This window comes from Azohydromonas aeria (assembly GCF_009760915.1).
Taxonomy (GTDB): Bacteria; Pseudomonadota; Gammaproteobacteria; order Burkholderiales; family Burkholderiaceae_C; genus Azohydromonas; species Azohydromonas aeria.
Genome location: NZ_VIDQ01000004.1, coordinates 18,345 through 43,456, shown reverse-complemented (window position 1 = coordinate 43,456; position 25,112 = coordinate 18,345). Strand labels below are relative to the sequence as shown.

General features: G+C 71.5%; 23 protein-coding genes. 14 read left to right on the top strand and 9 right to left on the bottom strand.

Annotated elements, in window-relative coordinates; genetic code table 11:
- Positions 1–70 precede the first annotated feature (70 nt).
- From FJ694_RS04175 to FJ694_RS04155, 5 genes are all read left to right on the top strand, one after another.
- Positions 71–1,303 (top strand): BaiN/RdsA family NAD(P)/FAD-dependent oxidoreductase, encoded by a 1,233-nt coding sequence (locus FJ694_RS04175; RefSeq protein ID WP_157264496.1) that lies wholly within the window; start codon positions 71–73, stop codon positions 1,301–1,303.
- A 240-nt stretch (positions 1,304–1,543) separates the two neighbouring features.
- A complete protein-coding gene (rpsU, locus tag FJ694_RS04170; protein ID WP_012346814.1) occupies positions 1,544–1,756 on the top strand; it encodes a 30S ribosomal protein S21 in 213 nt (70 codons plus the stop codon).
- A gap of 131 nt (positions 1,757–1,887) precedes the next feature.
- Positions 1,888–2,334 (top strand): GatB/YqeY domain-containing protein, encoded by a 447-nt coding sequence (locus tag FJ694_RS04165; RefSeq protein ID WP_157264494.1) that lies wholly within the window; start codon positions 1,888–1,890, stop codon positions 2,332–2,334.
- 10 nt (positions 2,335–2,344) lie between these two features.
- Entirely contained in the window at positions 2,345–2,707 is a 363-nt protein-coding gene (locus tag FJ694_RS04160; RefSeq protein WP_157264492.1) for a protein tyrosine phosphatase family protein, read from the top strand.
- Positions 2,708–3,005: 298 nt separating this feature from the next.
- Complete coding sequence (locus FJ694_RS04155; RefSeq protein ID WP_157264490.1) at positions 3,006–6,287, top strand: bifunctional diguanylate cyclase/phosphodiesterase; 3,282 nt, start codon at positions 3,006–3,008, stop codon at positions 6,285–6,287.
- Positions 6,288–6,308: 21 nt separating this feature from the next.
- On the opposite strand, the gene FJ694_RS04150 is transcribed toward FJ694_RS04155, so the two are convergent.
- From FJ694_RS04150 to pmbA, 6 genes are all read right to left on the bottom strand, one after another.
- Positions 6,309–7,040, bottom strand: a complete 732-nt coding sequence (locus FJ694_RS04150; protein WP_157264488.1) for an ABC transporter ATP-binding protein — start codon at positions 7,038–7,040, stop codon at positions 6,309–6,311.
- Positions 7,037–7,837, bottom strand: a complete 801-nt coding sequence (locus tag FJ694_RS04145; protein ID WP_157264486.1) for an ABC transporter ATP-binding protein — start codon at positions 7,835–7,837, stop codon at positions 7,037–7,039. The genes FJ694_RS04150 and FJ694_RS04145 overlap by 4 nt, the downstream gene beginning before the upstream one ends.
- 11 nt (positions 7,838–7,848) lie before the next feature.
- Positions 7,849–8,703 (bottom strand): branched-chain amino acid ABC transporter permease, encoded by an 855-nt coding sequence (locus tag FJ694_RS04140; protein ID WP_157264484.1) that lies wholly within the window; start codon positions 8,701–8,703, stop codon positions 7,849–7,851.
- 19 nt (positions 8,704–8,722) lie between these two features.
- The gene (locus FJ694_RS04135; protein ID WP_157264482.1) at positions 8,723–9,604 is read right to left on the bottom strand and encodes a branched-chain amino acid ABC transporter permease; all 882 of its coding nucleotides are present in this window, start codon (positions 9,602–9,604) and stop codon (positions 8,723–8,725) included.
- Between the two features lie 78 nt (positions 9,605–9,682).
- On the bottom strand, positions 9,683–10,822 hold the full coding sequence (locus tag FJ694_RS04130; RefSeq protein WP_157264480.1) for an ABC transporter substrate-binding protein: 1,140 nt from the start codon (positions 10,820–10,822) through the stop codon (positions 9,683–9,685).
- 174 nt (positions 10,823–10,996) lie between these two features.
- Positions 10,997–12,367: a metalloprotease PmbA gene (pmbA, locus tag FJ694_RS04125; RefSeq protein ID WP_157264478.1), complete on the bottom strand. Its 1,371-nt coding sequence runs from the start codon at positions 12,365–12,367 to the stop codon at positions 10,997–10,999.
- Positions 12,368–12,432: 65 nt separating this feature from the next.
- On the opposite strand from pmbA, the gene yjgA reads away from it, so the two are divergent.
- Positions 12,433–12,963 carry a ribosome biogenesis factor YjgA gene (yjgA, locus tag FJ694_RS04120; protein ID WP_157264476.1) on the top strand — a complete coding sequence of 177 codons (531 nt, stop codon included), beginning with the start codon at positions 12,433–12,435 and terminating at the stop codon, positions 12,961–12,963.
- Entirely contained in the window at positions 12,956–13,561 is a 606-nt protein-coding gene (mog, locus tag FJ694_RS04115) for a molybdopterin adenylyltransferase (RefSeq protein WP_157264474.1), read from the top strand. Before yjgA ends, mog begins: the two co-directional genes overlap by 8 nt.
- Before the next feature lie 48 nt (positions 13,562–13,609).
- On the opposite strand, the gene FJ694_RS04110 is transcribed toward mog, so the two are convergent.
- From FJ694_RS04110 to FJ694_RS04100, 3 genes are all read right to left on the bottom strand, one after another.
- Positions 13,610–14,596 carry a GGDEF domain-containing protein gene (locus tag FJ694_RS04110; protein WP_157264472.1) on the bottom strand — a complete coding sequence of 329 codons (987 nt, stop codon included), beginning with the start codon at positions 14,594–14,596 and terminating at the stop codon, positions 13,610–13,612.
- 255 nt (positions 14,597–14,851) lie between these two features.
- Positions 14,852–15,628: a serine O-acetyltransferase gene (cysE, locus tag FJ694_RS04105; protein WP_157264470.1), complete on the bottom strand. Its 777-nt coding sequence runs from the start codon at positions 15,626–15,628 to the stop codon at positions 14,852–14,854.
- Positions 15,629–15,716: 88 nt separating this feature from the next.
- The gene (locus tag FJ694_RS04100) at positions 15,717–16,556 is read right to left on the bottom strand and encodes an RNA methyltransferase (protein WP_157264468.1); all 840 of its coding nucleotides are present in this window, start codon (positions 16,554–16,556) and stop codon (positions 15,717–15,719) included.
- Positions 16,557–16,735: 179 nt separating this feature from the next.
- Between FJ694_RS04100 and FJ694_RS04095 the strand changes: the two genes are divergently transcribed.
- The 7 genes from FJ694_RS04095 to FJ694_RS04065 all read left to right on the top strand — a co-directional run bounded on the left by FJ694_RS04095 (position 16,736) and on the right by FJ694_RS04065 (position 25,060).
- Entirely contained in the window at positions 16,736–17,779 is a 1,044-nt protein-coding gene (locus tag FJ694_RS04095; protein ID WP_157264466.1) for an inositol monophosphatase family protein, read from the top strand.
- Positions 17,780–17,797: 18 nt separating this feature from the next.
- Positions 17,798–20,416, top strand: coding sequence for a DNA mismatch repair protein MutS (mutS, locus tag FJ694_RS04090; RefSeq protein WP_157264464.1), 2,619 nt, complete (start codon positions 17,798–17,800; stop codon positions 20,414–20,416).
- Positions 20,413–21,246, top strand: coding sequence for a proteasome-type protease (locus tag FJ694_RS04085; RefSeq protein WP_157264462.1), 834 nt, complete (start codon positions 20,413–20,415; stop codon positions 21,244–21,246). Before mutS ends, FJ694_RS04085 begins: the two co-directional genes overlap by 4 nt.
- Positions 21,243–22,085 carry an alpha/beta fold hydrolase gene (locus tag FJ694_RS04080; protein WP_157264460.1) on the top strand — a complete coding sequence of 281 codons (843 nt, stop codon included), beginning with the start codon at positions 21,243–21,245 and terminating at the stop codon, positions 22,083–22,085. Before FJ694_RS04085 ends, FJ694_RS04080 begins: the two co-directional genes overlap by 4 nt.
- 151 nt (positions 22,086–22,236) lie before the next feature.
- Positions 22,237–23,892 carry a CTP synthase gene (pyrG, locus tag FJ694_RS04075; protein ID WP_157264459.1) on the top strand — a complete coding sequence of 552 codons (1,656 nt, stop codon included), beginning with the start codon at positions 22,237–22,239 and terminating at the stop codon, positions 23,890–23,892.
- Between the two features lie 11 nt (positions 23,893–23,903).
- A complete protein-coding gene (gene kdsA / locus FJ694_RS04070; protein WP_157264458.1) occupies positions 23,904–24,761 on the top strand; it encodes a 3-deoxy-8-phosphooctulonate synthase in 858 nt (285 codons plus the stop codon).
- A gap of 8 nt (positions 24,762–24,769) precedes the next feature.
- The gene (locus tag FJ694_RS04065) at positions 24,770–25,060 is read left to right on the top strand and encodes a DUF1330 domain-containing protein (protein ID WP_157264457.1); all 291 of its coding nucleotides are present in this window, start codon (positions 24,770–24,772) and stop codon (positions 25,058–25,060) included.
- The last annotated feature ends 52 nt before the right edge of the window (positions 25,061–25,112 follow it).

The following is a 25,112-nucleotide window of genomic DNA, read 5'->3' as shown; positions in this document are numbered from 1 at the left end:
GTCACGCACGGCGCGACGTAAAACACCTGCGGCGGCGCCGGGCGAGGGTCAACCCTGACAATCGCGCCCCATGTCTGAACCCTGGGATTGCGTCATCGTCGGCGCCGGCGCCGCCGGCCTGTTTTGCGCCGGCATCGCCGGCCAGCTCGGCCTGCGGGTGCTGCTCATCGACCACGCGCCGAAGGTGGCGGAGAAGATCCGCATCTCCGGCGGCGGGCGCTGCAACTTCACCAACCGCGAGGCCACGCCCGCCAACTACCTGGGCGAGAACCCGCACTTCTGCCGCTCCGCGCTGGCGCGCTACACGCCGGCGGACTTCATCGACCTGATGAAGAAATACGGCATCCCCTTCCACGAGAAGCACAAGGGCCAGCTCTTCTGCGACCGCTCCGCGGAGGACGTGATCGAGATGCTGCTGGCCGAGTGCGAGGCCGGGCGCGTCACGCGCTGGCAGCCGTGCAAGGTGCTGGACCTGCGCGCCACGGCGGCCGGCTTCGAGCTCGACACCGAGCGCGGCACGCAACGCGCGGCGCGGGTGGTGATCGCCACCGGCGGCCTCTCGATTCCGAAGATCGGCGCCACGGACTTCGGCTTCCGGCTGGCGCAGCGCTTCGGCCACCGCGTGGTCGAGCCGCGCCCCGCGCTGGTGCCGCTGACCTTCGACGCGCCGACCTGGGCCGCCTTCGCACCGCTGGCGGGCATCGCGCTGGAGGTGGGCATCGAGACCGGCGCGGGCAAAAAGCCGATGCGCTTCCTCGAAGACCTGCTGTTCACGCACCGCGGCCTGAGCGGCCCGGCGGTGCTGCAGATCAGCAGCTTCTGGCAGCCGGGGCAGCCGCTGCGCATCGACCTCGCCCCCGGGCGCGACGTGGGCGCGCTGCTGCGCGAGGCCAAGGGCCGGTCGAAGCGCCAGCTCGGCAACGAGGTGGGCGCGCTGCTGCCGCAGCGCCTGGCCGAGGCGTGGCTCGCGCGCGCCGGCGCCGATGCCACCACGCCGATGCCGCAGGCGCGCGACAAGGAGCTCAACGCGCTGGGCGCGGCGCTGGCGCGCTGGGAGCTCACGCCCGACGGCAGCGAGGGCTGGCGCAAGGCGGAAGTGACGGCTGGCGGCGTGGACACGCGCGAGCTGAACCAGCAGTCGATGGAGAGCAAAAGGCAGCCGGGGCTGCACTTCATCGGCGAGGTGGTGGACGTGACCGGCTGGCTCGGCGGCTACAACTTCCAGTGGGCCTGGGCCAGCGCCGCGGCCTGCGCGCGGGCGATGGCCGAGTCCCGGGCCGACCAGGGCGCGCTGGCCGGCTGAGCAGCGGCCGCCACGACCGGCCGCGGCGCCGGGCCCCCGGCCGGGTGTTCATCGCCCCTCGGGGCGTTGCGGAATCGACGCTTCGCGCGGGACTTGATACGCCTCAGCTTGCGGCACACCCTTTCGGGTGGGCTATACTCCGCGTTTTGCTGGCAAACCCGCGTGTCGATCCGTTTCACGGATTCCGGAAACTCCGGTGGCGGACACCGAGCGCACTTTCCCTGAAGGAAACCCTTTTTCATGACCACGATTCGCGTCAAAGAGAACGAGCCGTTCGATGTGGCCCTGCGCCGCTTCAAGCGCACCATTGAGAAGCTGGGCCTGTTGACCGAGCTGCGTGCGCGCGAGTTCTACGAGAAGCCCACGGCCGAGCGCAAGCGCAAGAAGGCTGCCGCCGTCAAGCGCCACTACAAGCGCGTGCGCAGCATGCAGCTGCCCAAGAAGCTGTACTGATCGTTCTTCGGCGCAGGTCCTTGCGGCCTGCGCTGCTGCCGAAGCAGTCGAGCCCGCGCGGGACGCCGTCGCGGGCTTTTGCTTTTTCCGGACCGCTTTTTCGCACCCCGAACCACCTGGAGAGAACCACGATGGGCCTGAAGGACCAGATCACCGAGGACATGAAGTCGGCCATGCGCGCCAAGGAGGCGCTGCGGCTGTCCACCATCCGGCTGCTGCTGGCGGCCATCAAGCAGCGCGAGGTCGATGAGCGCATCGTGCTCGACGACGCGCAGGTGGTGTCGGTGGTGGACAAGCTGGTCAAGCAGCGCAAGGACTCCATCGCCGCCTACACCCAGGCCGGGCGCCAGGACCTGGCCGACGCCGAGGCCGCCGAGGTGGCCGTGCTGCAGGGCTACCTGCCGCAGCGGCTGTCGCAGGCCGAGGTGCAGGCCGAGGTCGATGCGCTGGTGGCCGAGCTGGGCGCCGCCGGCTCCGGCGACATGGGCAAGGTCATGGGCGCGGCCAAGGCGCGCCTGGGCGGCAAGGCCGAGATGGCGCTGGTGTCCGCGGCCGTGAAGCAGGCGCTCAGCCGCTAAGCTCGCAGGCATGAACGCCTCGCCCGAACTCCAGCTCCGCCCCCTCACGCCCGACCTGTGCGTGGCCCCGCAGCTCATGCCCGAGGCCATGGCCGAGGCCGCGCGCGCGGGCTTTCGCAGCGTGATCAACAACCGCCCCGACTTCGAGGGCGGCCCCGACCAGCCCACCAGCGCCGTCATCGAGGCCGCCGCGCGCGCCGCCGGGCTCGAGTACCGGCACCTGCCGGTGGCGCCGGGCTACCAGTCGCCCGAAGAAGCCGCCGCCTTCGCGCGGCTGCTGCAGGAGCTGCCCAAGCCGGTGCTGGCCTTCTGCCGCACCGGCACGCGCAGCACCAAGCTGTTCGTGCTGGCGCAACAGTCGCCGCAGGCCTGACGGACACCGCCCGGTGAATCGCACCGCGCGCTGCGCCAGGCGGCGCGCGGTTCGCGTGCCTGATTCACGGCAATAGTGCGCAGCCGCGCGGCCGCTGCCGCGTCGCGCTGCCGTGGCGCATCGAGACCTGCGCCACACTGCCGCACCCACCGCCCTGCCCCCTCAGAAGGCAGGCGCAAGGCATCCCTTTACAGCTGTCCCGATCGCCCGGATGCTGCCGCGGCAGCAGCGCCGCGGCGCACTTCCTTTCCCGCCCGTCTGCCGCCTGGTCCCCGTCCCTCGCCGCCCGCGTGCCGCCATGTCCCGCTCCACCCGTATCGCCGCCTCCCCGAGCCGCCTGGCCTGGTGCGTGCTGGCGGCCGGCCTGGCGCTGTCGCTGCTGGCCTTCGGCTGGCTGCGCGCCCAGGCGCAGCTGAACCTGGAGCGGCGGCTGCAGGCGCACTCGCGCGAGGCGCGCGACGCCCTCGAAGCGCGGCTGCGCTCCTATGCCGACGTGCTGCATGGACTCAGCGCCTTCTTCCAGGGCTCCGACGCCGTCTCGCGCGCGGATTTCCAGCGCTATGCCCAGCACATGGACCTGGCGCGCCGCTATCCCGGACTGCAGCTGCTGAGCTTCGCCGAGGTGGTGCCGCATGCGCGGCGCGCGGCGTTCGAGCAGGCGCTGCGGGCCGAGGGCTTGCCGGACTTCGCGATCCACCCCGACGTCGTGCGCCAGACCCACTACGTGCTCAAGTTCATCGAGCCGGCCGAGGGCATGGAGCGTGACTTCGGCTTCGACCTGGCCAGCGACTGGGGCCGCCGCGCCGCGCTGGAGCGCGCCCGCGACACCGGCGCGCTGGCCGCCTCGGCGCGGCTGCAGCCCACCAGCCCGGCCACCGGCGCGTCGGACTTCCAGCTGCGCCTGCCCGTGTACCAGGTCGGCCTGCCGGTGGCCGACGTGGCGCAGCGCCGCCGCGCCTTCGTCGGCGTGGTGGGCGCCAGTCTCAGCATGAAGTCCTTCATGGCCGGCACGCTCACGCCCGGCATGCAGCGCGAGCTGCGGCTGAGCATCCACGACAGCGGCCCCGTGGACGGCGCCGAGCTGCCGCCGGGCGCCGACACCCTGCTCTACGACGGCCATGCCGGCACGGCGCCGGCGTCCCCGCTGGAGGCCGTGCACCGGCTGGAGCTGGGCGGGCGGCGCTGGACGCTGCGGGTGCGTCCCAGCGCGGCCTTTGCCGCGGGCGACCGCGCCGACGTGGCCCTGCCCTGGACGGTGCTGGCCGCCGGCACCGCCATGTCGCTGCTGCTGTTCGCGCTGGTGCGCTCGCTGGCGGGCGCGCGCGTGCGGGCCGGCGCGCTGGCCGAGGCCATGACGCGGGAGCTGCGCCACAGCGAGGCCGAGCTGGCCGAGGCGCAGCGCGTGGCGCGCCTGGGCAGCTGGCGCTTCGACGTGGACGGCGACCGCTTCCACGCCTCGGCGCAGGCGCGGCAGCTGCTCGGCGCCGCGGGGCTGGAGCACCTGCACCCAACCGACCGCGCGCTGTTCACGCGGCGCCTGCGCGAGGCGGCGGCCGACGGCGCCGGCTTCGAGCTGGAGCTGCGGCTGCAGCCCGCCGCCGCGGCCGCGGCGCCGGACGCCTCGGAGCCCGCCGGACCGCGCTGGCTGCATGCCATCGTGCGCGCCGAAGCCGGCACGCCGGGCCGGGTGCGCCGGCTGCGCGGCACGCTCATGGACATCAGCGCGCGCAAGCACGGCGAGCTGCGCCTGGCCGTGGAGCACGCCGTCACGCGCGTGCTGGCCGACAGCGAGGACGAGGCGCAGGCACTGCGCCAGCTCTTTCCCACCTGGTGCGAGACGCTGGACTGGCAGGCCGCCGCCTACTGGCGCTGGGACGGCGCGGCACTGCGGCGCGTCCAGCACTGGTGCGCGCCCGGCGCGGAGGAGGTCGGCGCTGCCACGGCCGGCGACTGCGCCGCCCGTGCCTGGCGGCTGCGCGAGCCGGCCTGGAGCGTGGGCCGAGCCGTCCCGGCGGAGGCCGCCACTGCGCCCGGGGACTCGCCGCACGCCGCCGCGGAGCAGCCTTTCCGCGCCTGGGACGGGCCGTCCGGCGTGCTGGCGGTGCCCGTGATGTCCGGCGGCGCCCCCACCGGGGTGCTGGAGTTCCGGCGCGCCAGCGGGCACGCGCCCGATGCCGGGCTGGTGGCGCTGGCGCGCACGCTGGGCACGCAGCTCGGCCAGTTCCTGCAGCGGCGCCACGCCGAGCGGGAGCTGCTGCACGCCGCGCACCATGACGCGCTCACCGGCGCGCTCAACCGCGGCCTGCTCGCGGCGCACCTGGAGCACGCCATCGAGCGCAGCCGGCGCGCCCACGGGCGCCTGGCGGTCTACTTCGTGGACCTGGACCGATTCAAGGCCGTCAACGACACGCTGGGCCATGGCGCCGGCGACGAGCTGCTGCGCCAGGTGGCGGCCCGGCTGCGCGAGCAGCTGCGCCGCGCCGACCTGGTGGCGCGCCACGGCGGCGACGAGTTCGTGGTGCTGGCCGAGCACGACGCCGGCGCCGACGACGCGCTGCAGACGCTGGCGCGCAAGCTCGTGACCGCGCTGGCCGTGCCCTACCTCGTCAACGGCCATGAGTGCCCCGTGACGGCCAGCGTGGGCGTGGCGGTGTTTCCCGACGACGGCGCCGACGCCGCCACGCTGCTGCGCCACGCCGACATCGCCATGTACCGCGCCAAGGAGGCGGGCAAGAACCGCTTCGCCTTCTTTGCCGCGCAGATGGACGAGCAGGCGCAGCGCCGCCTGGGGCTGCAGGCCGCGCTGCGCCGCGCCGTCGAGCGCCGCGAGCTCACCCTGGCCTACCAGCCCAAGATGAGCCTGGCCGACGGCCGCGTCACCGGCGTGGAGGCGCTGGCGCGCTGGGTGCACCCGCAATGGGGCGCGGTCAGCCCGGCCGAGTTCATCCCGCTGGCCGAGGACATTGGCCTCATCGCCGAGCTGGGCCGCTGGGTGCTGGCGCAGGCGCTCGCCGATGCCATGGGCTGGCGGGCGCGCGGCCTGGGGCCGTTGCCGGTGGCGGTGAACCTGTCGGCCAGCCAGTTCGCCGGCGGCGGCCTGCTGGAGGACGTGCAAGGGGCGCTGCGCGACAGCGGCGCCGCGCCGTCGCTGCTGGAGCTGGAGCTCACCGAGAGCATGGTGATGCGCGAGCCCGAGGAAGCGGCGCGGCTGCTGGGCGCGCTGCGCGCGCTGGGCGTGCGCGTGTCGATCGACGACTTCGGCACCGGCCACTCCTCGCTGGCCTACCTCAAGCGGCTGCCGCTGGACGCGGTGAAGCTCGACCGTTCCTTCGTGCGCGACCTGCCCGACGGCCCCAAGGACGCGGCCATCGCCGGCGGCGTGATCGCGCTGGCGCACCAGCTACGGCTGCAGGTGGTGGCCGAAGGGGTGGAAACCGAGGCGCAGCGCGAGTGCCTGCGCCACGCGGGCTGCGACCAGGTGCAGGGTTACCTGCTGGGCCGGCCGATGCCGGCGGACGCGTTGGCGGCGTGGCTGCAGGCGCGGCCGCGACGGGCGGCCGCCGAGGCCATGCCGGCGTGAAGCGGCGCCCGGGCGGCGCGCTCAGCCGCCCAGGTAGGCCGCCTGCACCTTCGGATCGTCCAGCAGCGCGCGCCCGGGGCCCTGCAGCACGATGCGGCCGGTTTCCAGCACGTAGGCCTGGGCGGCGATGCGCAGCGCCTGGCGCACGTTCTGCTCGACCAGCAGGATGGTCAGCCCCGTGCGGTTGATGCCCACCAGGGTGCGGAAGATCTCCTGCACCACGATCGGCGCCAGGCCCATCGAGGGCTCGTCGAGCAGCAGCACGCGGGGCTTGGCCATGAGCGCACGGCCGATGGCCAGCATCTGCTGCTCGCCGCCGGAGAGGTTGCCGGCGTAACCGTCGAGGCGCTCCTTCAGCCGCGGGAACAGCTCGAACACGCGCTCCAGGTCGCCGGGCTGCGCCTTGCGCCCGGGGCGGCTGTAGGCGCCCAGCTCCAGGTTCTCGCGCACGGTGAGCTGCGTGAGCATCGCGCGGCCTTCGGCCACCTGCACGATGCCGCGCGCCACGCGCTCGTGCGGCTTGAGCGCCCCGAGGTCGGCGCCCTCGAACAGGAAGCGCCCGGCGCGCGGCCTGACCAGCCCGGACAGCGCCATGAGCGTCGTGGACTTGCCCGCGCCGTTGGCGCCGACCAGCGCCGTGATCTGGCCTTCGCGCAGCTCGAAGTCGATGCCCTTGACGGCCTCGATGTGGCCGTAGGCCACCTGCAGCCCTTCCACGCGCAGCAGCGGCGCGGTCGTCTGGTTCGTGCTCATGGCCGGGCTCCCTGTGCGGCATCCACTTCCTGCAGCGGGTCCTCGTCGCGGCCGAGGTAGGCCTCGATCACGCGCGGGTCGCGCTGCACCACTTCGGGCACGTCGTCGCAGATGATGCGGCCGAAGTTGAGCACCGCCACGCGCTCGCACAGGCCCATGACGAAGCGCATGTCGTGCTCGATCATGAAGATGCCGTAGCCGCGCGCGCGGATGTTGCGGATCTCGTGCATCAGCTCGGTCTTCTCGCTGGCGTTCATGCCGGCCACGGGCTCGTCGAGCAGCAGCAGCTTCGGCTCCGTGGCCAGGGCACGGGCCAGCTCCAGCCGGCGCTGCTCGCCGTAGGACAGGCTGTCGGCGGTCGCACCGGCCTTGTGGTCCAGCCGCACCCAGCTCAGCAACTCCAGCGCGCGCTCGCGCGCCTTCCTCTCCGCGGCGCGCACGCCGGGGCTGGAGACGAGCGTGCCCAGGGCACCGTAGCCCAGGTGGCGGTGCATGCCCACCACCACGTTGTCGAGCAGGCTCATCTCCTTGAACACGCGGATGTTCTGGAAGGTGCGCGCAATGCCGCGGCGCGTGACCTGGTGCGGCGCGAGGCCGACGAGGCTCTGCCCGTCGAACTCGATCGTGCCGCCGGTGGGCCGGAACAGCCCGGTGACGAGGTTGAAGACGGTGGTCTTGCCGGCGCCGTTGGGGCCGATGAGACCGAAGATGCTGCCCTCCGGGGGCAGCGCGATGTTGACGTCCTGCAGCACGTGCAGGCCGCCGAACCGCATCGAGACGTTGGCGAGTGTCAGCATGGCCTTGTCGATCAACCCTTGCGGCCCAGCAGGCGGCGGAAGCGCGCCGGGTCCCACAGCCCGCGCGGCAGGAACAGCGTGATCACGACCAGGATCAGGCCGTTGACCACCAGGCGGAAATCCTTGAGCGAGCGCAGCACTTCGGGCAGCAGCGTCAGGATCACCGCGCCCAGCACCGGGCCCGTGAGGCCGTTGATGCCGCCCAGGATCGCCATGGTCAGGATCTCCACGCCGCGGTCGAAGCCGTACTCGTTGGGGCCGATGAAGAACGTCAGGTGCGCATTGAGCGCGCCGGCCAGGCCGGCCAGCGCCGCGCCCAGCACGAAGGCCAGCATCTTGTGCGCGGCGATGTCGATGCCCATCAGCGCCGCGGCGGTCTCGTCCTCCTTGATGGCTTCGAATGCGCGGCCGATGCGCGTGCGCCGCAGCTGCCACAGCACGAACAGCGTCAGCACCACCGCCAGCAGCACGTGCCACCACTGCGTGAGCTGCGGAATGCCGTTGAGGCCGAGTGCGCCGCCGGTCCAGTCCTCGGTGTTGAGGATGAGGATGCGCACCACCTCGCCGAAGCCCAGCGTGGCCATGGCCAGATAGACCCCGGACAGCCGCAGCGTCGGCTTGCCGATGACGAAGGCCACCAGCGAGGGCGCGACCATGCCGGCGGCCAGCGCCAGCGGGAACGGCGTGGCGGTGTTCATGGTCAGCAGCGACGCGGTGTAGGCGCCGATGCCCATGAACGCGCCGTTGGCCATGGCCAGCAGCCCGCACGAGAGCGTGAGATAGATGGACAGCGCCAGCAGCGCGTTGGTGCCCAGCGTGAGCACCAGGTTGCTGTAGATCGCCCAGAAGTTGTCGAAGGCACTCATCGTTGTTGTTCTCGGTGCGTCAGGCCTTGCGCTGCTGCAGCTTGCCGAACAGGCCCGTGGGGCGCACCAGCAGGATCAGGTAGAGCAGCCCGAAGGCCACGGCGTCGCGCATCGTGGAGCCGATGTAGGCCACCGACATCACTTCGGCGAAGCCCAGGAACAGGCCGCCGATCAGCGCGCCGCGGATGTCGCCCATGCCGCCCAGGATGATCACGGCGATGCCCTTGTGCAGCATGGGCTGGCCCATGAGCGGGAACACGGCGTTGGAGGCCAGGCCGATGAGCACGCCCGACAGCCCGCCGAGCGCCGCCGCCACGAACGAGGTCAGCATGAACAGCCCCTCGACGTTGATGCCCAGCAGCCACGCGGCTTTCGGCGACTCGGCGATGGCGCGCAGCGCGCGGCCGAGCTGCGTGCGCTGGATGCCCAGCAGCAGCACCGCCATCAGCGCGAAGGACAGCAGGATGATCCCCAGCTCCAGCACCGTCAGGTGCAGCCCGCCCAGGTCCAGCGCCGCGTCGGGCACCACCTCCTGCGGGAAGCGCCGGTTCTCCGCGCCGAAGATGCCCTGCAGGGTGCTGGTCACGGCGATGCCGATGCCGATGGTGGTGATCATCGGGATCAGGTGCGGCGCGTTGTTGTCGCGCAGCCGGCGCAGCACCAACCGGTCGATGAGCAGGCCGAACACGCCGCTGAGGAAGGCTGCCAGCAGTGCCGCGGCCCACAGCGGCAGCGCCAGGTTCTCCACGAACACCAGCGCCGCGTAGGCGCCCACGGTGAACATGGCGCCGTGCGCGAGGTTGATCACGCCGAGCACGCCGAAGACCAGCGTGAAGCCCAGCGCGAACAGGGCGTACACGCAGCCCAGCGACAGGGCGTTGACGAGTTGTTGTTCAAGCATGGAAGTAAATCGACCGCGGAGCGCCTGGCGGCGCGCCGCGGTCTTCAAGTTGGCGGGCTGGCGCCCGGGGGAGAATTCTTACTTCTCGATCGAGAACTTGCCGCTGCGCGTCACGCTGACGATGGCGGTCTGCTGCGCGTCATAGCCCGCCGGGCGGCCGGCGCGGTCGGTGGCGCGGCGGAACTGGAAGTCGCCGGTGGCGCCGCTCCACTTCACGGTGGGCAGCGCGTCGCGCAGCGCCACGCGGTCGGCGGCGATGTTGCCGCTGAGCTTGATCTTCTTCATGGCCTGCGCGGCGATGTACATGCCGTCATAGGCCTGCGCGGCAAACTGGTCGGGCGCGCTCTTGAACCTGGCCGTGTAGGCGACCACGAACTTGCGGTTGGCTTCGGACTGGTTCTCGATCGACCACGGGCTGCCGACCCACAGGCCTTCGGCGCGCTCCTTGGCCAGGTCGAACACCTTCACGGAGTTCATGCCGTTGCCGCCGATGACGGGCACGTTCAGGCCCAGCTGGCGGGCCTGCACCATGATCGGCGCGCCCTCGGCCAGCAGCGCCGACAGCACGATGGCGTCGGGGTTGGTGGCCTTGATCTTGGTGAGCTGGGCCTTGAAGTCCACGTCGCCCTTGGCGAAGGTCTCGGTGGTGGTGACGGGGATGTTGAGGTCGGCCAGCGCCTTCTTGAAGTTGTCGTAGCCGCTCTTGGTGAAGACGTCGTCGTTGCCGTAGAGCACGGCCACCTTCTTCACGCCGGCCTTCTTGACCGCCATCTTCAGCGTCTCGGGCAGCACGTCGGCCTCGGTGACGGAGTTGCGGAACACGAAGTCGCCGATGCTGGTGATGCCGTCGGCGGTGTTGGAGGTGCCGAACACGACGGTCTTGGCGGCCTGGGCAACGGGGTCGGCGGCCTGCGCGGAGTTCGACAGCGTCGGGCCGAACACCATGAGCACCTGGTCCTGGAAGATCAGCTTCTTGAAGACGTTGATCGCCTCTTCCTTCTTGCCCTGCTCGTCCTCGATGACCAGCTGGATCTTGTTGCCGTTGATGCCGCCGGCGGCGTTGATCTCGTCGGCCGCGAGCTGGAAGCCGTTGCGGATGGCCGTGCCGTACTGCGCCGCGCCGCCGGACAGCGCCTCGGCCACGCCGACCTTGATGTCGGCCGCCTGGGCCACGGTCGCGGCCAGGGCCGCGCTCAGGATGGTGAGCAGTTTCTTCATGAGCTTGTCTCAGCGGTAGGAGTAGTGAAGCGCGCCGTGATGGCGGGCCCGCCGCAGGGGCGAATCCGCGATTTTACGACGGCAACCAAATGCGTCAGCGGCGCGTCAGCGAAGAGAGCCGTTTGCCCCGGGACGGGACGGCTCGTATTCCAGGGCTCGCGAGAAAGATGAGGGTCAGAGCCCGGCCACCTTCATGCGCTCGATCAGCACCGAGCCGGTGGTCTTGCTGCCGGTGGTGAACTCGTCGGCGCCCACGGCCACGATCTGCTTGAGCATCTGCCCCAGGTTGCCGGCGATGGTGATCTCCTGCACCGGGTGCACGATGCGCCCGCCCTCGACCCAGAAGCCGGTGGCGCCGCGCGAGTAGTCGCCGGTGACGGCATTGACGCCCTGGCCCATGAGCTCGATCACGAACAGGCCGCGGCCGAGCTTGCGCAGCATCTCGTCGAGGTCGTCGCCGGGCTGCGTCAGCCGGCTGGTCAGGCGCATGTTCTGCGCCCCGCCGGCGTGGCCCGTGGTGCGCAGGCCGAGCTTGCGCGCGGAGTAGCTGGAGAGGAAATAGGTCTGCGTCACGCCGGCCTCGACCACGGACCGCTTGCGCGTGGCCACGCCCTCGTCGTCGAAGGGCGCGCTGCCCTTGCCGCGCGGGATGTGCGGGTCCTCGACGATGTCCAGGTGCTCCGCCATCGTCTGCTGGCCCAGGCTGTCGTGCAGGAAGGTGGCCTTGCGGTAGAGCGCGCCGCCGCTGGTGGCCTGCACGTAGGCGCCGATCAGCCCCGCGGCCAGCGTGCTCTCGAACAGCACCGGCACCTCGCAGGTGGCGATCTTCCTGGCCTTCAGGCGCGACAGCGCGCGCTCGGCGGCGTAGCGGCCGACGGCCTCGGGGCTGGCCATCTCGGAGGCGTTGCGCATCGAGGTGTACCAGTGGTCGCGCTGCATGCCGTCGCCGCGCCCGGCAATGGGCGCCACCGACAGCGAGTGCCGCGAGCTGGCGTAGCCGCCCTTGAAGCCGCGGGTGTTGGCGGCCAGGAAATGCGCCTGCTGCGCCGACACGCCGGCGCCTTCGGAATTGGTGATGCGGCGGTCCACGTCGAAGGCGGCCTGCTCGCAGCGGCGCGCGAGCTCGGCGGCGGCCTCGGCGTCGATGTCCCAGGGGTGGAACAGGTCGAGGTCGCGCCTGGCGTCCTCGGGGGAGACCAGGTCCGCTTCGTCGGGCAGCCCGGCGGCCGGGTCCTCGGCGGTGAAGCGGGCGATGTCGTAGGCCGCGCGCACCGTCTGCTCCAGGGCCGCGGGCGAGAAGTCGGAGGTGCTGGCGTTGCCGCGGCGCTGACCGATGTAGACGCTGATGCCCACCGACTTGTCGCGGTTGCGCTCCACGTTCTCCAGCTCGCCCTTGCGCACCGACACCGACAGGCCCACGCCCTCGGAAACCTCCACGCCGGCGTCGCTGGCGCCGAGCTTCTTCGCGAGCGCCAGGGCGTCGTCGACGATCTGCTCGAACTGCTCGCGCGTGTAGGCAAAAACCGGGGCGTTGGAACGGGTCATGAAGTCGGTGCCGGGAGGCTGTGTAGGGGGGCCGGGGCTATCATACCCAGCGCATTTGAAGAGCCATGTCCATCCCTGATTCCGATTTCCACCCCGACGAGGGTGACGACCGTCCCAGCAAATCCGCGCTCAAGCGCGAGGCGCACGAGCTGCAGAAGCTCGGCCAGGAGCTCATCGAGCTGCCCGACGCCCGGCTGGCCGCCATCCCGATGGAAGAGCGGCTGCTCTCCGCCCTGAAAGACCTCAAGAAGACCAAGTCGCACGAAGGCCGCCGCCGCCAGCTGCAGTACGTGGGCAAGCTCATGCGCTTCGCCGACGTGGAGCCGCTGCGCGAGGCCGTGGCGGCCTTCAAGCTCGGCCACGCGCAGGACGCCGTGCGGCTGCACCACGCCGAGCGCTGGCGCGCCGAGCTGGTGGCCGACGCCGAGGCCGTCACGCGCTGGATGCAGAAGCACCCCGACACCGACGCGCAGCGCCTGCGCAGCCTCATCCGCGCCGCGCAGAAGGACGCCGCCCTGCCCCCCGAGCAGCGCCACGGCCGCGCCTGGCGCGAGCTGTTCCAGTTCATCAAGCCGCAGGTGAGCGACGATGAGTGAAGCCCCTTCGAACGAATTCGATGCCGTGCGCATCGGGCTGGTGTCCATCAGCGACCGCGCCAGCGCCGGCGTCTACCAGGACCAGGGCCTGCCCGCGCTGCGCGAGTGGCTCACGCGCGCGCTGCGCAACCCGGTGCAGTGGGTGGAAAGGCTGATCCCGGACGAGCAGGACGGCATCAGCGCCACGCTGCGCGCGCTGGTGGACGACGAGGCCTGCGACCTGGTGCTGACCACCGGCGGCACCGGCCCCGCGCCGCGCGACGTCACGCCCGAGGCCACGCTGGCCGTGGCGCACAAGGAGATGCCGGGCTTCGGCGAGCAGATGCGCCAGATCAGCCTGCGCTTCGTGCCCACGGCGATCCTGTCGCGCCAGGTGGCGGTGATCCGCGGCAAGAGCCTGATCATCAACCTGCCCGGGCAGCCCAAGGCCATCGCCGAGACGCTGGAAGGCCTGCCCGCGGCCACGCCGCCGGCCCCGGGCATCTTCGCCGCCGTGCCCTACTGCATCGACCTCATCGGCGGGCCGTACATCGAGACCGACCCGGCGGTGTGCAAGGCGTTCCGGCCGAAGTCGGCGATCAGGGCGGCGAAGGGCTGAACTGGGCATGCCGCCGGGCCGGGCATGCCAGCGCCCGGCCTACCCGCCTCACGGACAGACCCGGTTGCGCCCGCCGTGCTTGGCCTGGTAGAGCTGCGCGTCGGCGGCGGCGATGACGGCTTCGGGCGTGTCCAGCCCCTCGCTGCTGGCCAGCCCGATCGACACCGTGATGCCCGGCAGCGGCGTGCCGTCGGGCATGGCGATGGCGCGCATCTGCACGGCGCGGCGCACGCGCTCGGCCACGGCGCGCGCCTCCGGCACCTCGGTGTTGGGCAGCAGCACCAGGAACTCCTCGCCGCCGTAGCGCACGCACACGTCCGACAGCCGCAGCGTGAAGCGCAGCGTCTCGCTCAGCGCCACCAGCGCGCGGTCGCCAGCGAGGTGGCCGTTGTGGTCGTTGTAGTCCTTGAAGAAGTCGGCATCGATGAGCAGCACCGTCAGCGGGCGGCTCATGTCGCGCTCGCTGCTGGGCTGCAGCAGCCGCGTCAGCGCCAGGTCGAGCCAGCGCCGGTTGTAGACGCCGGTGAGCGCATCGACGTAGACGTCGTTGGCCAGGTCGAACAGCCGCTCCTGGTCGCGCGCGATGGGTTGTGTGTCGTGGCGGCGGCGCCGCCGCGTCATCAGCCGCAGCAGGTTGCGCGCGACGACGTCGACCTCGTCGATGAGCCACAGCACCAGCTCGCGGTGCAGCGGCAGCACCAGCGAGTCCTCCTTGGCCACGACGTAAGCGCGGGGGTGCGCGTCGTCGAGCACCGACATCTCGCCCACCGAGCTGCCCGGTGTCAGCTCGCGCACCTCGGGCTGGCTCACCGCCTCGAAGTGCAGGCCCAGCAATCCCGAGAGCAGCACATAGACATGCTGGTTCTCGTGCTGCGGCGACAGCAGCAGCTCGCCGGCAGGCAGCGCCATCGGCACGCATTCGTCCTGCACGCGGCGCAGCACTTCGGGCGGCGCGTCCTTGAGCAGCTCGGAATGCGCCAGCGCCTGGATCACGGCGTCCAGGTCGAGGGAAATCAGGTCGTCCGGGTACGGCATGGGCTTCCTCTCGGAGAGGGACAGGCATGGGTCCGGACGGCAGCGCCGGCGCAACGCGCCAGCGGCTTCAGTCCGCAAATCCTGTAATCGAGTATTTCATATGTTGGGGCGTGTGAAGCGTCGCACCTGTCGTTTCGGGACGCCGTCCCGGGCACGAAGGAGGCGGCAACCGGCAACAAAAAACCCCGGGCCGCTTGGCACCCGGGGTTATGGCGCACCGCGCGGCGCGCGAGTCCACCGCGCCGGCGTGTCAGCTCACTTCACCAGCCGGTTCAGCGCCTCGGCGTCGAAGCGCTCGGTGGTGTGGGCGTCGCTGGGCAGGGATTCGGCGGGCAGCTCGCGGGTGCGGCCCGAGAGCTTCTCGATGGCCTGCCACAGCAGGGCGATCTGGTGCTCGTGGCTGGAAGCGTTGTCGATGAGCCCCTTCATGGCCTGCGCCACCGGGTCGTCGCCCTGCGTCACGCCGTAGGCCGAGAAGCCCATGCGCGCCGCGGCGGCCTCGCGCGCGGCCTCGGCCTCGGCGGCCAGCACGCGCGCCGGGTTGCCCACGGCGGTGGCGCCCGGCGGCACCGGCTTGACCACCACCGCGCCGGAACCGATGCGCGCGCCCGCACCTACCGTGAAGCCGCCCAGCACCTGCGCGTTGGCGCCGACGATGACGCCGGGCTCCAGCGTCGGGTGCCGCTTGGAGCCGCGCGTGAGCGAGGTGCCGCCCAGCGTCACGCCCTGGTAGATGGTGCAGCCGTCGCCGACCTCGGCGGTCTCGCCGATGACGACGCCCATGCCGTGGTCGATGAACACGCGCCGGCCGATCTTCGCGCCCGGGTGGATCTCGATGCCGGTGAAGAAGCGCCCCAGGTGCGAGATGAAGCGGCCCAGCCAGCGCAGGCCGTGGCGCCAGCACCAGCTGGAGAGCTGGTGGAACATCAGCGCATGCACGCCCGGATAACAGGTGAGCACCTCCCAGTTGGAGCGCGCGGCGGGGTCGCGCTCGCGAATGCAGGAGATGGTTTCACGCAGGCGGCTAAACATGGTCATGACTTCCCAAGGGGGTGCTGAAGTGTAGGCAAGCCGTGCGAACCCTGACGTTTGCGCGGCGGCACGGCGGCGGCGGCGGGACTCACGGCTTGGCCGCCTTGCGCGCCGCGCGCTGCACCGCGCGCGCCATGCCGCGCAGGATGTGCACCTCCTCGGCCGTGGGCTGGGCCCGGTTGATGAGTTGCTGCAGCCGCGGCAGGAGTTTTCGCGGCGTGGCCGGGTCCAGGAAGCCGATCTCCACCAGCGCCTCGCGCCAGTGCTCCAGCGCGCCCTGCACCGCCACGCCGTCGGCCAGCGTCGGGTCGGGCACGCGCGGCGCGACCGTGAAGCCGCCCAGCGCCTGGCGCCAGTCGTAGGCGATGAGCTGCACCGCCTGCGACAGGTTGAGCGAGCCGTAGTCCGGGTGCGTGGGCACCGACACGCAGGCGTGGCAGCGGTAGACGTCGTCGTTGCTCATGCCGTAGCGCTCGCTGCCGAAGACGAAGGCCACGCGCTGGCGCTCGGCGGCCAGGCGCGGCAGCAGCTCGCGCGGGGCGTGGGTGGGCGGGCCGAAGTCGCGCGGCGTCATGGCCGTGGCGCATGCGAAGGCCACGCCCTCCAGCGCCTCGGAAAGCGTCGGCACGATGCGCGCGCGCGCCAGGATGTCGGCCGCGCCGCTGGCCATGGCCACCGTCTCCTCGCGGCACAGCACGTCGGCGAAGCGCGGTTGCACCAGCACCAGGTCGTGGAAGCCCATCACCTTCATGGCGCGCGCGGCCGCGCCGACGTTGCCGGGGTGGCTGGTGTGCAACAGCACGAAGCGCGTGGGGTCGCGAAAAGGCTCGCACGCGGCGCCGGCCAGCGTGTCGGGCGTCACGGTGGGCGCGGCTTCGCTCGCGTACTCGTCGGGCGTGGCGCTTGCTCGCGCGTCGGGATCGGGCATCGGAATTACAATCTAGGGTTCACCCGCAGCATTGTCGCTGCCCGCTCTTTTCCTCTTCGCTGCCTGTCTCCGAGCCTTTGCCGCGCGACCGAAGTGTCATTGCATCGTCAATGCAGCGACATTGCCGCGCCCGCCGCTGCCGTCCAGCGACCCACCCCGATTTGCCAACAAGGTCGACCATGTCCCAAGCGCTTCACCCCATGCTCAACATCGCCATCAAGGCGGCACGCGCGGCGGGGGCGATCATCAACCGGGCCTCGCTGGACCTGGACATCCTGCGCATCAACACCAAGGGCCCCAACGACTTCGTCAGCGAAGTGGACCAGGCGGCCGAACAGGTCATCATCGAGACGCTGCTGCAGGCCTACCCGGGCCACGGCATCCTGGCCGAGGAGTCCGGGCGCGAGCACGGCGCGCGCGACAGCGACTACGTCTGGATCATCGATCCGCTCGACGGCACCACCAACTTCATCCACGGCTTCCCGGTCTACGCGGTGTCGATCGCGCTGGCCTACCGCGGCGTGGTGCAGCAGGCCGTGGTGTACGACCCGGCGCGCAACGACCTCTTCTACGCCACCAAGGGCCGCGGCGCCTACCTCAACGACCGGCGCCTGCGCGTGTCCAAGCGCACGCGCATGCAGGACGCGCTCATCGGCACGGGCTTCCCCTTCCGCCGCGGCGACAACTTCAAGCGCTACATGAAGATGTTCGAGGAGGTGATGCAGCAGTGCGCGGGCCTGCGCCGCCCCGGCGCCGCCGCGCTCGACTTGTGCTACGTGGCCGCCGGCTACTACGACGCCTTCTTCGAGACCGGCCTGAGTCCCTGGGACATCGCCGCGGGCTCGCTGATGATCACGGAGGCCGGCGGCCTGATCGGCAACTTCACCGGCGAGAGCGACTACCTCTACCAGCGCGAGGTCGTGGCCGGCAGCCCGCGCATCTTCGGTCAGCTGGTGCAGATCCTCACGCCCTACAGCCGCGTCATCAAGGCCGACGAGGCCGAGGGCGAAGCGCAGGGTGCCGCCGACGGCCAGACCACGCCCGAAGCCGCGCTGGCCGACAGCCTCAAGGCCCAGCCCGCCGCCGAGGCGCCCAAGGAGAAGAAGGGCCCGGTGCGCATCCGCAAGAACGCCGCCGCCGCTGACGCCCCGGCCGCGCCTGTCGCTGCGGCCGCGCCGCCGGCCCCGGCCACGCCCCCGCCCGCCGAAGACGCCCCGTTCTGAGCAGGGAGGCCGCCGCCGATGGCCGTGGATGACCAATCCCTGGCCGGCCACACGCCGGTCATGCAGCAGTACCTCCGCATCAAGGCGGAGTTCCCGGACGCGCTCGTGCTGTTCCGCATGGGCGACTTCTACGAAACCTTCTACGAGGACGCGCGCCGCGCCAACCGGCTGCTGGACGTGACGCTGACCACGCGCGGCCAGAGCAACGGCGAGCCGGTGGTCATGGCCGGCGTGCCGGTGCATGCGCTGGAGAGCTACCTGGGCAAGCTCATCCGCCTGGGCGAGGCCGTGGCCATCGCCGAGCAGGTGGGCGAGGTCACGCCCAATGCCAAGGGCCCGGTGGAGCGCAAGGTGGTGCGCGTGGTCACGCCCGGCACCGTCACCGACACCGAGCTGCTCGACGAGCGCCGCGACACGCTGCTGCTGTCGGCGCACCGCAAGGGACAGACCTGGGGCCTGGCCTGGCTGAGCCTGTCCAGCGCGCAGCTGGGCCTGACGGAGTGCAGCGAGCGCGAGCTGCCGGGCTGGCTCGCGCGGCTGGCGCCGGCGGAGGTCATCCACGGCGCCGAGGGCGAGGCACCGGCCGCGCTGGTGGCCGCCGGCGCGGCGCTGACGCGGCGCCCGGCTTGGCAGTTCGACGCCCCCGGCGGCCTGCGCAAGCTGTGCGCGCAGCTGCAGGTGGCGAGCCTGCAGGCCTTCAATGCCCAGGCGCTGCCCGTGGCCCATGCCGCGGCCTGCGCGCTGCTGGCCTATGCCGAGCACACGCAGGGCCAGGCGCTGTCGCACGTGGCCACGCTGCGCGTGGAGCGCGCCGATGCGCTGCTGGACCTGCCGCCGGCCACGCAGCGCAACCTGGAGCTGGTGCAGACGCTGCGCGGCGAGGCCGGCCCGACCCTGCTGTCGCTGCTCGACGGCTGCCGCAGCGGCATGGGCAGCCGGCGGCTGCGCCAGTGGCTGACGCAGCCCCCGCGCGCCCGCGACGCGGCGCGCGCGCGCCACGAGGCCATCGCGCGGCTGCAGGCCCAGGGCTTCGAGCCGCTGCGCGAGCAGCTGCGCCAGGTGTGCGACGTGGAGCGCATCGCCTCGCGCATCGCGCTGCGCCAGGTGCGCCCGCGCGAGCTCGCGGGCCTGCGCGACACGCTCGCGGTGCTGCCCGCGCTGGAAGCGACCGTGGCCGAGGACGCGCCGCTGCTGCTGATGCTCAAGGCGGCGCTGCAGCCCTCGCCCGACGTCGCGGAGCTGCTGCGGCGCAGCCTGAAAGCCGAGCCCGCGGCGCTGCTGCGCGACGGCGGCGTGATCGCCGAGGGCTTCGATGCCGAGCTCGACGAGCTGCGCGGCATCAACGAGCACTGCGACGCCTTCCTGCTGGCGCTGGAGACGCGCGAGCGCGAGCGCACCGGCATCCAGAACCTGCGCGTCCAGTACAACAAGGTGCACGGCTTCTACATCGAGGTCAGCACGGGCCAGGCGGGCCGCGTCCCGATGGACTACCGCCGCCGCCAGACCCTGAAGAACGCCGAGCGTTTTATTACTCCGGAACTGAAGGCGTTCGAGGACAAGGCGCTGTCAGCCCAGGAACGCGCGCTCGCCCGCGAGAAATGGCTGTACGAGCAGCTGCTCGACCAGCTGCAGCCGTTCCTGCCGGTGCTGCTGGAGCTGGCGCGGGCGCTGGCGCAGCTCGACGTGCTCTCGACGCTGGCCGAGCGCGCCGCGACGCTGGGCTGGTGCCGGCCGCAGTTCGTGCCGCAGCCCTGCATCGACATCGAGGCCGGGCGGCACCCGGTGGTGGAGGCGCGGCTGGCCGAGACCGGCGGCGGCACCTTCATCGCCAACCACTGCCGGCTCGACGCGCGCACGCGCATGCTCGTCATCACCGGCCCGAACATGGGCGGCAAGAGCACCTACATGCGCCAGGTGGCGCTGATCGCGCTGCTGGCGGCCATGGGCTCCTACGTGCCCGCGAAGAGCTGCCGGCTCGGCCCGATGGATGCCATCCACACCCGCATCGGCGCGGCCGACGACCTGGCCAACGCGCAGTCCACCTTCATGCTGGAGATGACGGAGGCGGCGGCCATCGTGCACGGCGCCACCGAGCACAGCCTGGTGCTGATGGACGAGATCGGGCGCGGCACCTCGACCTTCGACGGCCTGGCGCTGGCCGGCGCCATCGCCAGCCACCTGCACGACCGCAACCGCGCCTTCACGCTGTTCGCCACCCACTACTTCGAGCTCACGGCCTTCCCGGAAAAGCATCCGCAGGCGCTCAACGTGCACGTCAGCGCCGTCGAGGGCAGCGGGCACGACATCGTGTTCCTGCACGAGATCCAGAGCGGGCCGGCCAGCCGCAGCTACGGCGTGCAGGTGGCGCGGCTGGCGGGCATGCCCGCGTCGCTGATCCGCCAGGCGCGTGCCGCGCTGGAGGCGCTCGAAGCCCAGCAGCGTGCCGGCCAGGCGCAGGTGGACCTGTTCGCCGCGCCGCCGCTGCCGCTGGAGCCCGAGCCCGAGGCGCCCGCCACCGCCGCCGGCCCCTCGCCGGTGGAGGAGGCGCTGGCGGCGCTGAATCCCGATTCCCTGACCCCGCGCGAGGCGCTGGACGCGCTGTATCGCCTGAAAACCCTGTTGGCGGAGGCCACATGACCTACTGCATCGGCATCCGGCTCGACGCCGGACTCGTCTTCCTGTCCGACTCGCGCACCAACGCGGGCATGGACCAGATCAGCACCTTCCGCAAGATGATGGTGTACGAGCGCCCGGGCGACCGGTTCATGACGCTGCTGTCGGCGGGCAACCTGAGCATCTCGCAGTCGGTGCGCGAGCTGCTGCAGGTCGAGCGCATCGAAGGCAACGACCGCGAGCCGCCGATCACGATCTGGAACGCGCGCAGCATGTTCGACGCGGTGCGCGTGCTCAGCGCCGCGGTGCGCCGCGTCTACGAGCAGGACGGGCACGCGCTCAAGCGCCAGGGCATCGACTTCAACACCTCGCTGATCTTCGGCGGGCAGATCGGGCGCGAGCCGATGCGGCTGTTCCTGGTCTATTCCGAGGGCAACTTCATCGAGGCCACGCGCGAGACGCCCTACTTCCAGATCGGCGAGAGCAAGTACGGCAAGCCGGTGCTGGACCGCCTCATCAACCCACGCACCTCGCTGGACCAGGCCGCCAAGTGCGCGCTGGTGTCGATGGACTCCACGCTCAAGTCCAACCTCTCGGTGGGCCTGCCGCTGGACCTGCTGGTGTACCGCGCGGGCGAGCTGCGCTGCGACCGCATGATCTGCATCGACGAGCACAACCCCTACTTCCAGATGGTGCGCGGCACCTGGGGGCAGCGGCTGCGCGAGGTGTTCGACGCCATGGACAACCCGCGCTGGGACGGCGGCGACAGCGCGCACCCGCTGCTGGCGAGCTCCGAGCGCTTCGAGCCGCTGACCAAGATCGTCGGCCCCGAAACGCGCCTGGCCGCGGGATGAGCGAACGCGCGCAGCGCGAGGGTGCCCCGGTGAGCGCGGCCGACACGCCGCGCTGCATCGTCTTCGCCCACGGCAACGGCTTTCCGGCGGGCACCTACGCGCGGCTGTTCGAGGCCTGGCGCGGCGCCGGCTACGAGGTGCTGGCGCCGCGGCGCTTCGGCCACGACCCGCGCTACCCGGTGGGCGACGGCTGGGCGCGGCTGCGCGACGAGCTCGCCGGCTTCGTCGAGCGGCATGCGCAGGCGCCGGTGTTCCTGGTCGGGCACTCGCTGGGCGGGCTGCTGTGCCTGAAGACCGCGTCGCGCCGCCCGCAGCTCGCGCGCGGCGTGGTGGTGCTCGATTCGCCCATCGTCGCGGGCTGGCGCGCGCAGGCCGTGCGCCTGGCCAAGGCCACGGGGCTGATGCCGCGCCTGTCGCCCGGGCGCATCTCGCGCCGGCGCCGCTGCGAGTGGGACACGCGCGAGGCGGTGCGCCAGCACTTCTCGGCCAAGGCCGTGTTCGCGCAATGGGACGAGCGCGTGCTGGCCGACTACGTGCAGGCCGGGTTCGAGGAGCGGGAGGGCCGCGTGCGCCTGGCCTTCGAGCCCGAGGTCGAGACGCGCATCTACGACACGCTGCCGCACGACCTGGCGCGCACGCTGCGGCGCCATCCGGTGCAGTGCCCGGTGGGCTTCATCGCCGGCACGCGCTCCGAGGAGATGCGCCAGGGCGGCGTGGACGTGGCGCGGCGCCTGGCCGGCGCGCGCTTTCGCTGGACCGAGGGCACGCATCTCTACCCCATGGAGAGCCCGGAGCGCACCGCCGCGCTGGTGCTGGAGCTGCTGGCCGACATGCCCTGACGGGCCGTGACGGGCCTCACGGGAGGGCCGCACCGGGGCGGTGCCGGACTCCCCCCAAAGGGGCACCCCGAAGGGGGCCCGTATAATCGCGCTTTACCACCAAGGCATCCGTGCGCCCGGCTCCGGGCCCTGCCACGCGGATGCGCGCTCCATGACCAAGTTCGTCTTCGTCACCGGCGGTGTGGTGTCCTCGCTGGGCAAGGGCATCGCGTCGGCGTCCCTGGCCGCGATCCTCGAATCGCGCGGCCTGAAGGTCACCCTCATCAAGCTGGACCCCTACATCAACGTCGATCCCGGCACGATGTCGCCGTTCCAGCACGGCGAGGTGTTCGTCACCGACGACGGCGCCGAAACCGACCTCGACCTCGGCCACTACGAGCGCTTCATCACCACGCGGATGAAGCGCAGCAACAACTTCACCACCGGCCAGATCTACAAGTCGGTGCTGGAGAAGGAGCGCCGCGGCGACTACCTGGGCAAGACCGTCCAGGTCATTCCGCACATCACCAACGAGATCCAGGATTTCGTCAAGCGCGGCGCGGGCTTCGGCACGGCCGACGCGGTGGACGTGGCCATCGTCGAGATCGGCGGCACGGTGGGCGACATCGAGTCGCTGCCGTTCCTGGAGGCCGTGCGCCAGATGAGCCTGCGCATGGGCCCGGCCAACACCGCGTTCGTGCATCTCACCTACGTGCCGTGGATCGGCGCCGCCGGCGAGCTCAAGACCAAGCCCACGCAGCACACGGTGCAGAAGCTGCGCGAGATCGGCATCCAGCCCGACGCGCTGCTGTGCCGCGCCGACCGCCGCATCCCCGACGACGAGCGCGACAAGATCTCGCTGTTCACGAACGTGCAGGAAGCCGGCGTGATCTCGATGTGGGACGTGGACACCATCTACAAGGTGCCGCGCATGCTGCACGAGCAGGGCCTCGACGAGCTCATCTGCATGAAGCTGCAGCTGCTCACCCGGCCCGCCGACCTGCGCCGCTGGGACCGCCTGGTGTACGAGGTGACCAATCCGAAGCAGGAGATCACCATCGCCATGTGCGGCAAGTACACCGACCTGTCGGACTCGTACAAGTCGCTCAACGAGGCGCTGCGCCACGCCGGCATCCACAACCACGCGCGCGTGAACATCGAGTACGTGGACTCCGAGCAGCTCACGCCCGAGAGCGTGGACTCGCTCGCGCAGTACGACGCGATCCTGGTGCCCGGCGGCTTCGGCAAGCGCGGCGTGGAAGGCAAGATCCTGGCCGCCCAGTACGCGCGCGAGCACAAGATCCCGTACCTGGGCATCTGCCTCGGCATGCAGGTCGCCACCATCGAGGTCGCGCGCCACCTGGCGGGCCTCGCGGGCGCCAACAGCACCGAGTTCGAGCCCAACACGCCGCACCCGGTGATCGCGCTCATCGACGAGTGGCAGGAAGCCGACGGCACGATCCAGAAGCGCCATGCCGGCTCGGACCTGGGCGGCACGATGCGCCTGGGCGCGCAGAGCTCGGACGTCAAGCCCGGCACCATCGCGCACCGCATCTACGGCGACGTCGTCACCGAGCGGCACCGCCACCGCTACGAGGCCAACGAGCACTACCTCGACAAGCTGCAGCAGGCCGGGCTGGTGATCTCGGCCATCACGCAGCGCGAGAAGCTCACCGAGATGGTCGAGCTGCCGCAGGAAGTGCACCCCTGGTTCGTCGGCGTGCAGTTCCACCCCGAGTTCAAGAGCACGCCCTGGGACGGCCACCCGCTGTTCATCGGCTACGTCAAGGCCGCGCTCGAACACCACGCGCGCAAGCCGCAGGACTGAAGGAGACCCGCATGAAGCTGTGCGGATTCGAGGTCGGCCTCGACCGGCCGTTCTTCCTCATCGCCGGCCCCTGCGTGGTCGAGAGCGAGGACCTGCAGGTCGAGGTCGCCGGGCGGCTGCAGGAGATGACCCGCGAGCTGGGCATCCCCTTCATCTTCAAGAGCAGCTACGACAAGGCCAACCGCTCCAGCGGCACGAGCTTCCGCGGGCCCGGCATGGAGCGTGGCCTGGAGATCCTGGCCCGGGTGCGCTCGCAACTGAACGTGCCGGTGATCACGGACGTGCACAGCGAAGCCGAGGTCGAGCGCGTGGCCGCGGTGGTGGACGTGCTGCAGACGCCGGCCTTCCTGTGCCGGCAGACCGACTTCATCCGCGCCGTGGCGCAGTCGGGCAAGCCGGTCAACATCAAGAAGGGGCAGTTCCTCGCGCCCCACGACATGAAGAACGTGATCGACAAGGCCCGTGCCGCCGCGCGCGACAAGGGCCTGGCCGACGACGTGTTCATGGCCTGCGAGCGCGGCGTGAGCTTCGGCTACAACAACCTCGTCTCCGACATGCGCTCGCTGGCGATCATGCGCGAGACGGGCGCGCCGGTGGTCTTCGACGCCACGCACTCGGTGCAGCTGCCCGGCGGCCAGGGCACCAGCTCCGGCGGCCAGCGCGAGTTCGTGCCGGTGCTGGCGCGCGCGGCGGTGGCCGTGGGCATCTCCGGGCTGTTCATGGAGACGCATCCCGACCCGGCCAACGCCCTGTCGGACGGCCCCAACGCCGTGCCGCTGAAGCACATGCGCGCGCTGCTGGAGCAGCTGCTGGCGCTGGACCGCGTCATCAAGTCCCAGCCGCTGCTGGAAAACGACTTCAGCTGCTGAGGGCCCCGATGAGCGCCTACATCATTGCCGACGTGACGGTGACGGATGCCGGGAAGATGGCCCGCTACCGCGAGTGGAGCACGCGCGCGATGCAGGAGCATGGCGCCGAGGTGCTGGTGCGCGGCGGCGCCTTCGAGGTGCTCGAAGGCCCGTGGACGCCCAGCCGGCTGGTGGTGTTGCGCTTCGACACCGCCGACGCGGCGCGGGCCTTCTACAACAGCGAAACCTACACCCATGCACGCAGCCTGCGCGAAGGCGCGGGCGTGATGCGCATGGTCCTGGTCGAGGGCGTGGCCTGATCAAGAGGCGACACCCGCGGCCCTTCCACCGCGCCGTCAACGCAACGGCGCC

Coding starts and splice junctions, on each gene's coding strand:
- FJ694_RS04065 (WP_157264457.1), top strand. CDS start 24,770: ATGAGCGCCTACATCATTGCCGACGTGACGGTGACGGATGCCGGGAAG.
- FJ694_RS04135 (WP_157264482.1), bottom strand. CDS start 9,604: ATGCTTGAACAACAACTCGTCAACGCCCTGTCGCTGGGCTGCGTGTAC.
- FJ694_RS04145 (WP_157264486.1), bottom strand. CDS start 7,837: ATGCTGACACTCGCCAACGTCTCGATGCGGTTCGGCGGCCTGCACGTG.
- cysE (WP_157264470.1), bottom strand. CDS start 15,628: ATGTTTAGCCGCCTGCGTGAAACCATCTCCTGCATTCGCGAGCGCGAC.
- FJ694_RS04165 (WP_157264494.1), top strand. CDS start 1,888: ATGGGCCTGAAGGACCAGATCACCGAGGACATGAAGTCGGCCATGCGC.
- pmbA (WP_157264478.1), bottom strand. CDS start 12,367: ATGACCCGTTCCAACGCCCCGGTTTTTGCCTACACGCGCGAGCAGTTC.
- kdsA (WP_157264458.1), top strand. CDS start 23,904: ATGAAGCTGTGCGGATTCGAGGTCGGCCTCGACCGGCCGTTCTTCCTC.
- pyrG (WP_157264459.1), top strand. CDS start 22,237: ATGACCAAGTTCGTCTTCGTCACCGGCGGTGTGGTGTCCTCGCTGGGC.
- FJ694_RS04095 (WP_157264466.1), top strand. CDS start 16,736: ATGTCCCAAGCGCTTCACCCCATGCTCAACATCGCCATCAAGGCGGCA.
- mog (WP_157264474.1), top strand. CDS start 12,956: ATGAGTGAAGCCCCTTCGAACGAATTCGATGCCGTGCGCATCGGGCTG.
- FJ694_RS04160 (WP_157264492.1), top strand. CDS start 2,345: ATGAACGCCTCGCCCGAACTCCAGCTCCGCCCCCTCACGCCCGACCTG.
- yjgA (WP_157264476.1), top strand. CDS start 12,433: ATGTCCATCCCTGATTCCGATTTCCACCCCGACGAGGGTGACGACCGT.
- FJ694_RS04175 (WP_157264496.1), top strand. CDS start 71: ATGTCTGAACCCTGGGATTGCGTCATCGTCGGCGCCGGCGCCGCCGGC.
- FJ694_RS04110 (WP_157264472.1), bottom strand. CDS start 14,596: ATGCCGTACCCGGACGACCTGATTTCCCTCGACCTGGACGCCGTGATC.
- FJ694_RS04085 (WP_157264462.1), top strand. CDS start 20,413: ATGACCTACTGCATCGGCATCCGGCTCGACGCCGGACTCGTCTTCCTG.
- rpsU (WP_012346814.1), top strand. CDS start 1,544: ATGACCACGATTCGCGTCAAAGAGAACGAGCCGTTCGATGTGGCCCTG.
- FJ694_RS04140 (WP_157264484.1), bottom strand. CDS start 8,703: ATGAGTGCCTTCGACAACTTCTGGGCGATCTACAGCAACCTGGTGCTC.
- mutS (WP_157264464.1), top strand. CDS start 17,798: ATGGCCGTGGATGACCAATCCCTGGCCGGCCACACGCCGGTCATGCAG.
- FJ694_RS04080 (WP_157264460.1), top strand. CDS start 21,243: ATGAGCGAACGCGCGCAGCGCGAGGGTGCCCCGGTGAGCGCGGCCGAC.
- FJ694_RS04100 (WP_157264468.1), bottom strand. CDS start 16,556: ATGCCCGATCCCGACGCGCGAGCAAGCGCCACGCCCGACGAGTACGCG.
- FJ694_RS04130 (WP_157264480.1), bottom strand. CDS start 10,822: ATGAAGAAACTGCTCACCATCCTGAGCGCGGCCCTGGCCGCGACCGTG.
- FJ694_RS04150 (WP_157264488.1), bottom strand. CDS start 7,040: ATGAGCACGAACCAGACGACCGCGCCGCTGCTGCGCGTGGAAGGGCTG.
- FJ694_RS04155 (WP_157264490.1), top strand. CDS start 3,006: ATGTCCCGCTCCACCCGTATCGCCGCCTCCCCGAGCCGCCTGGCCTGG.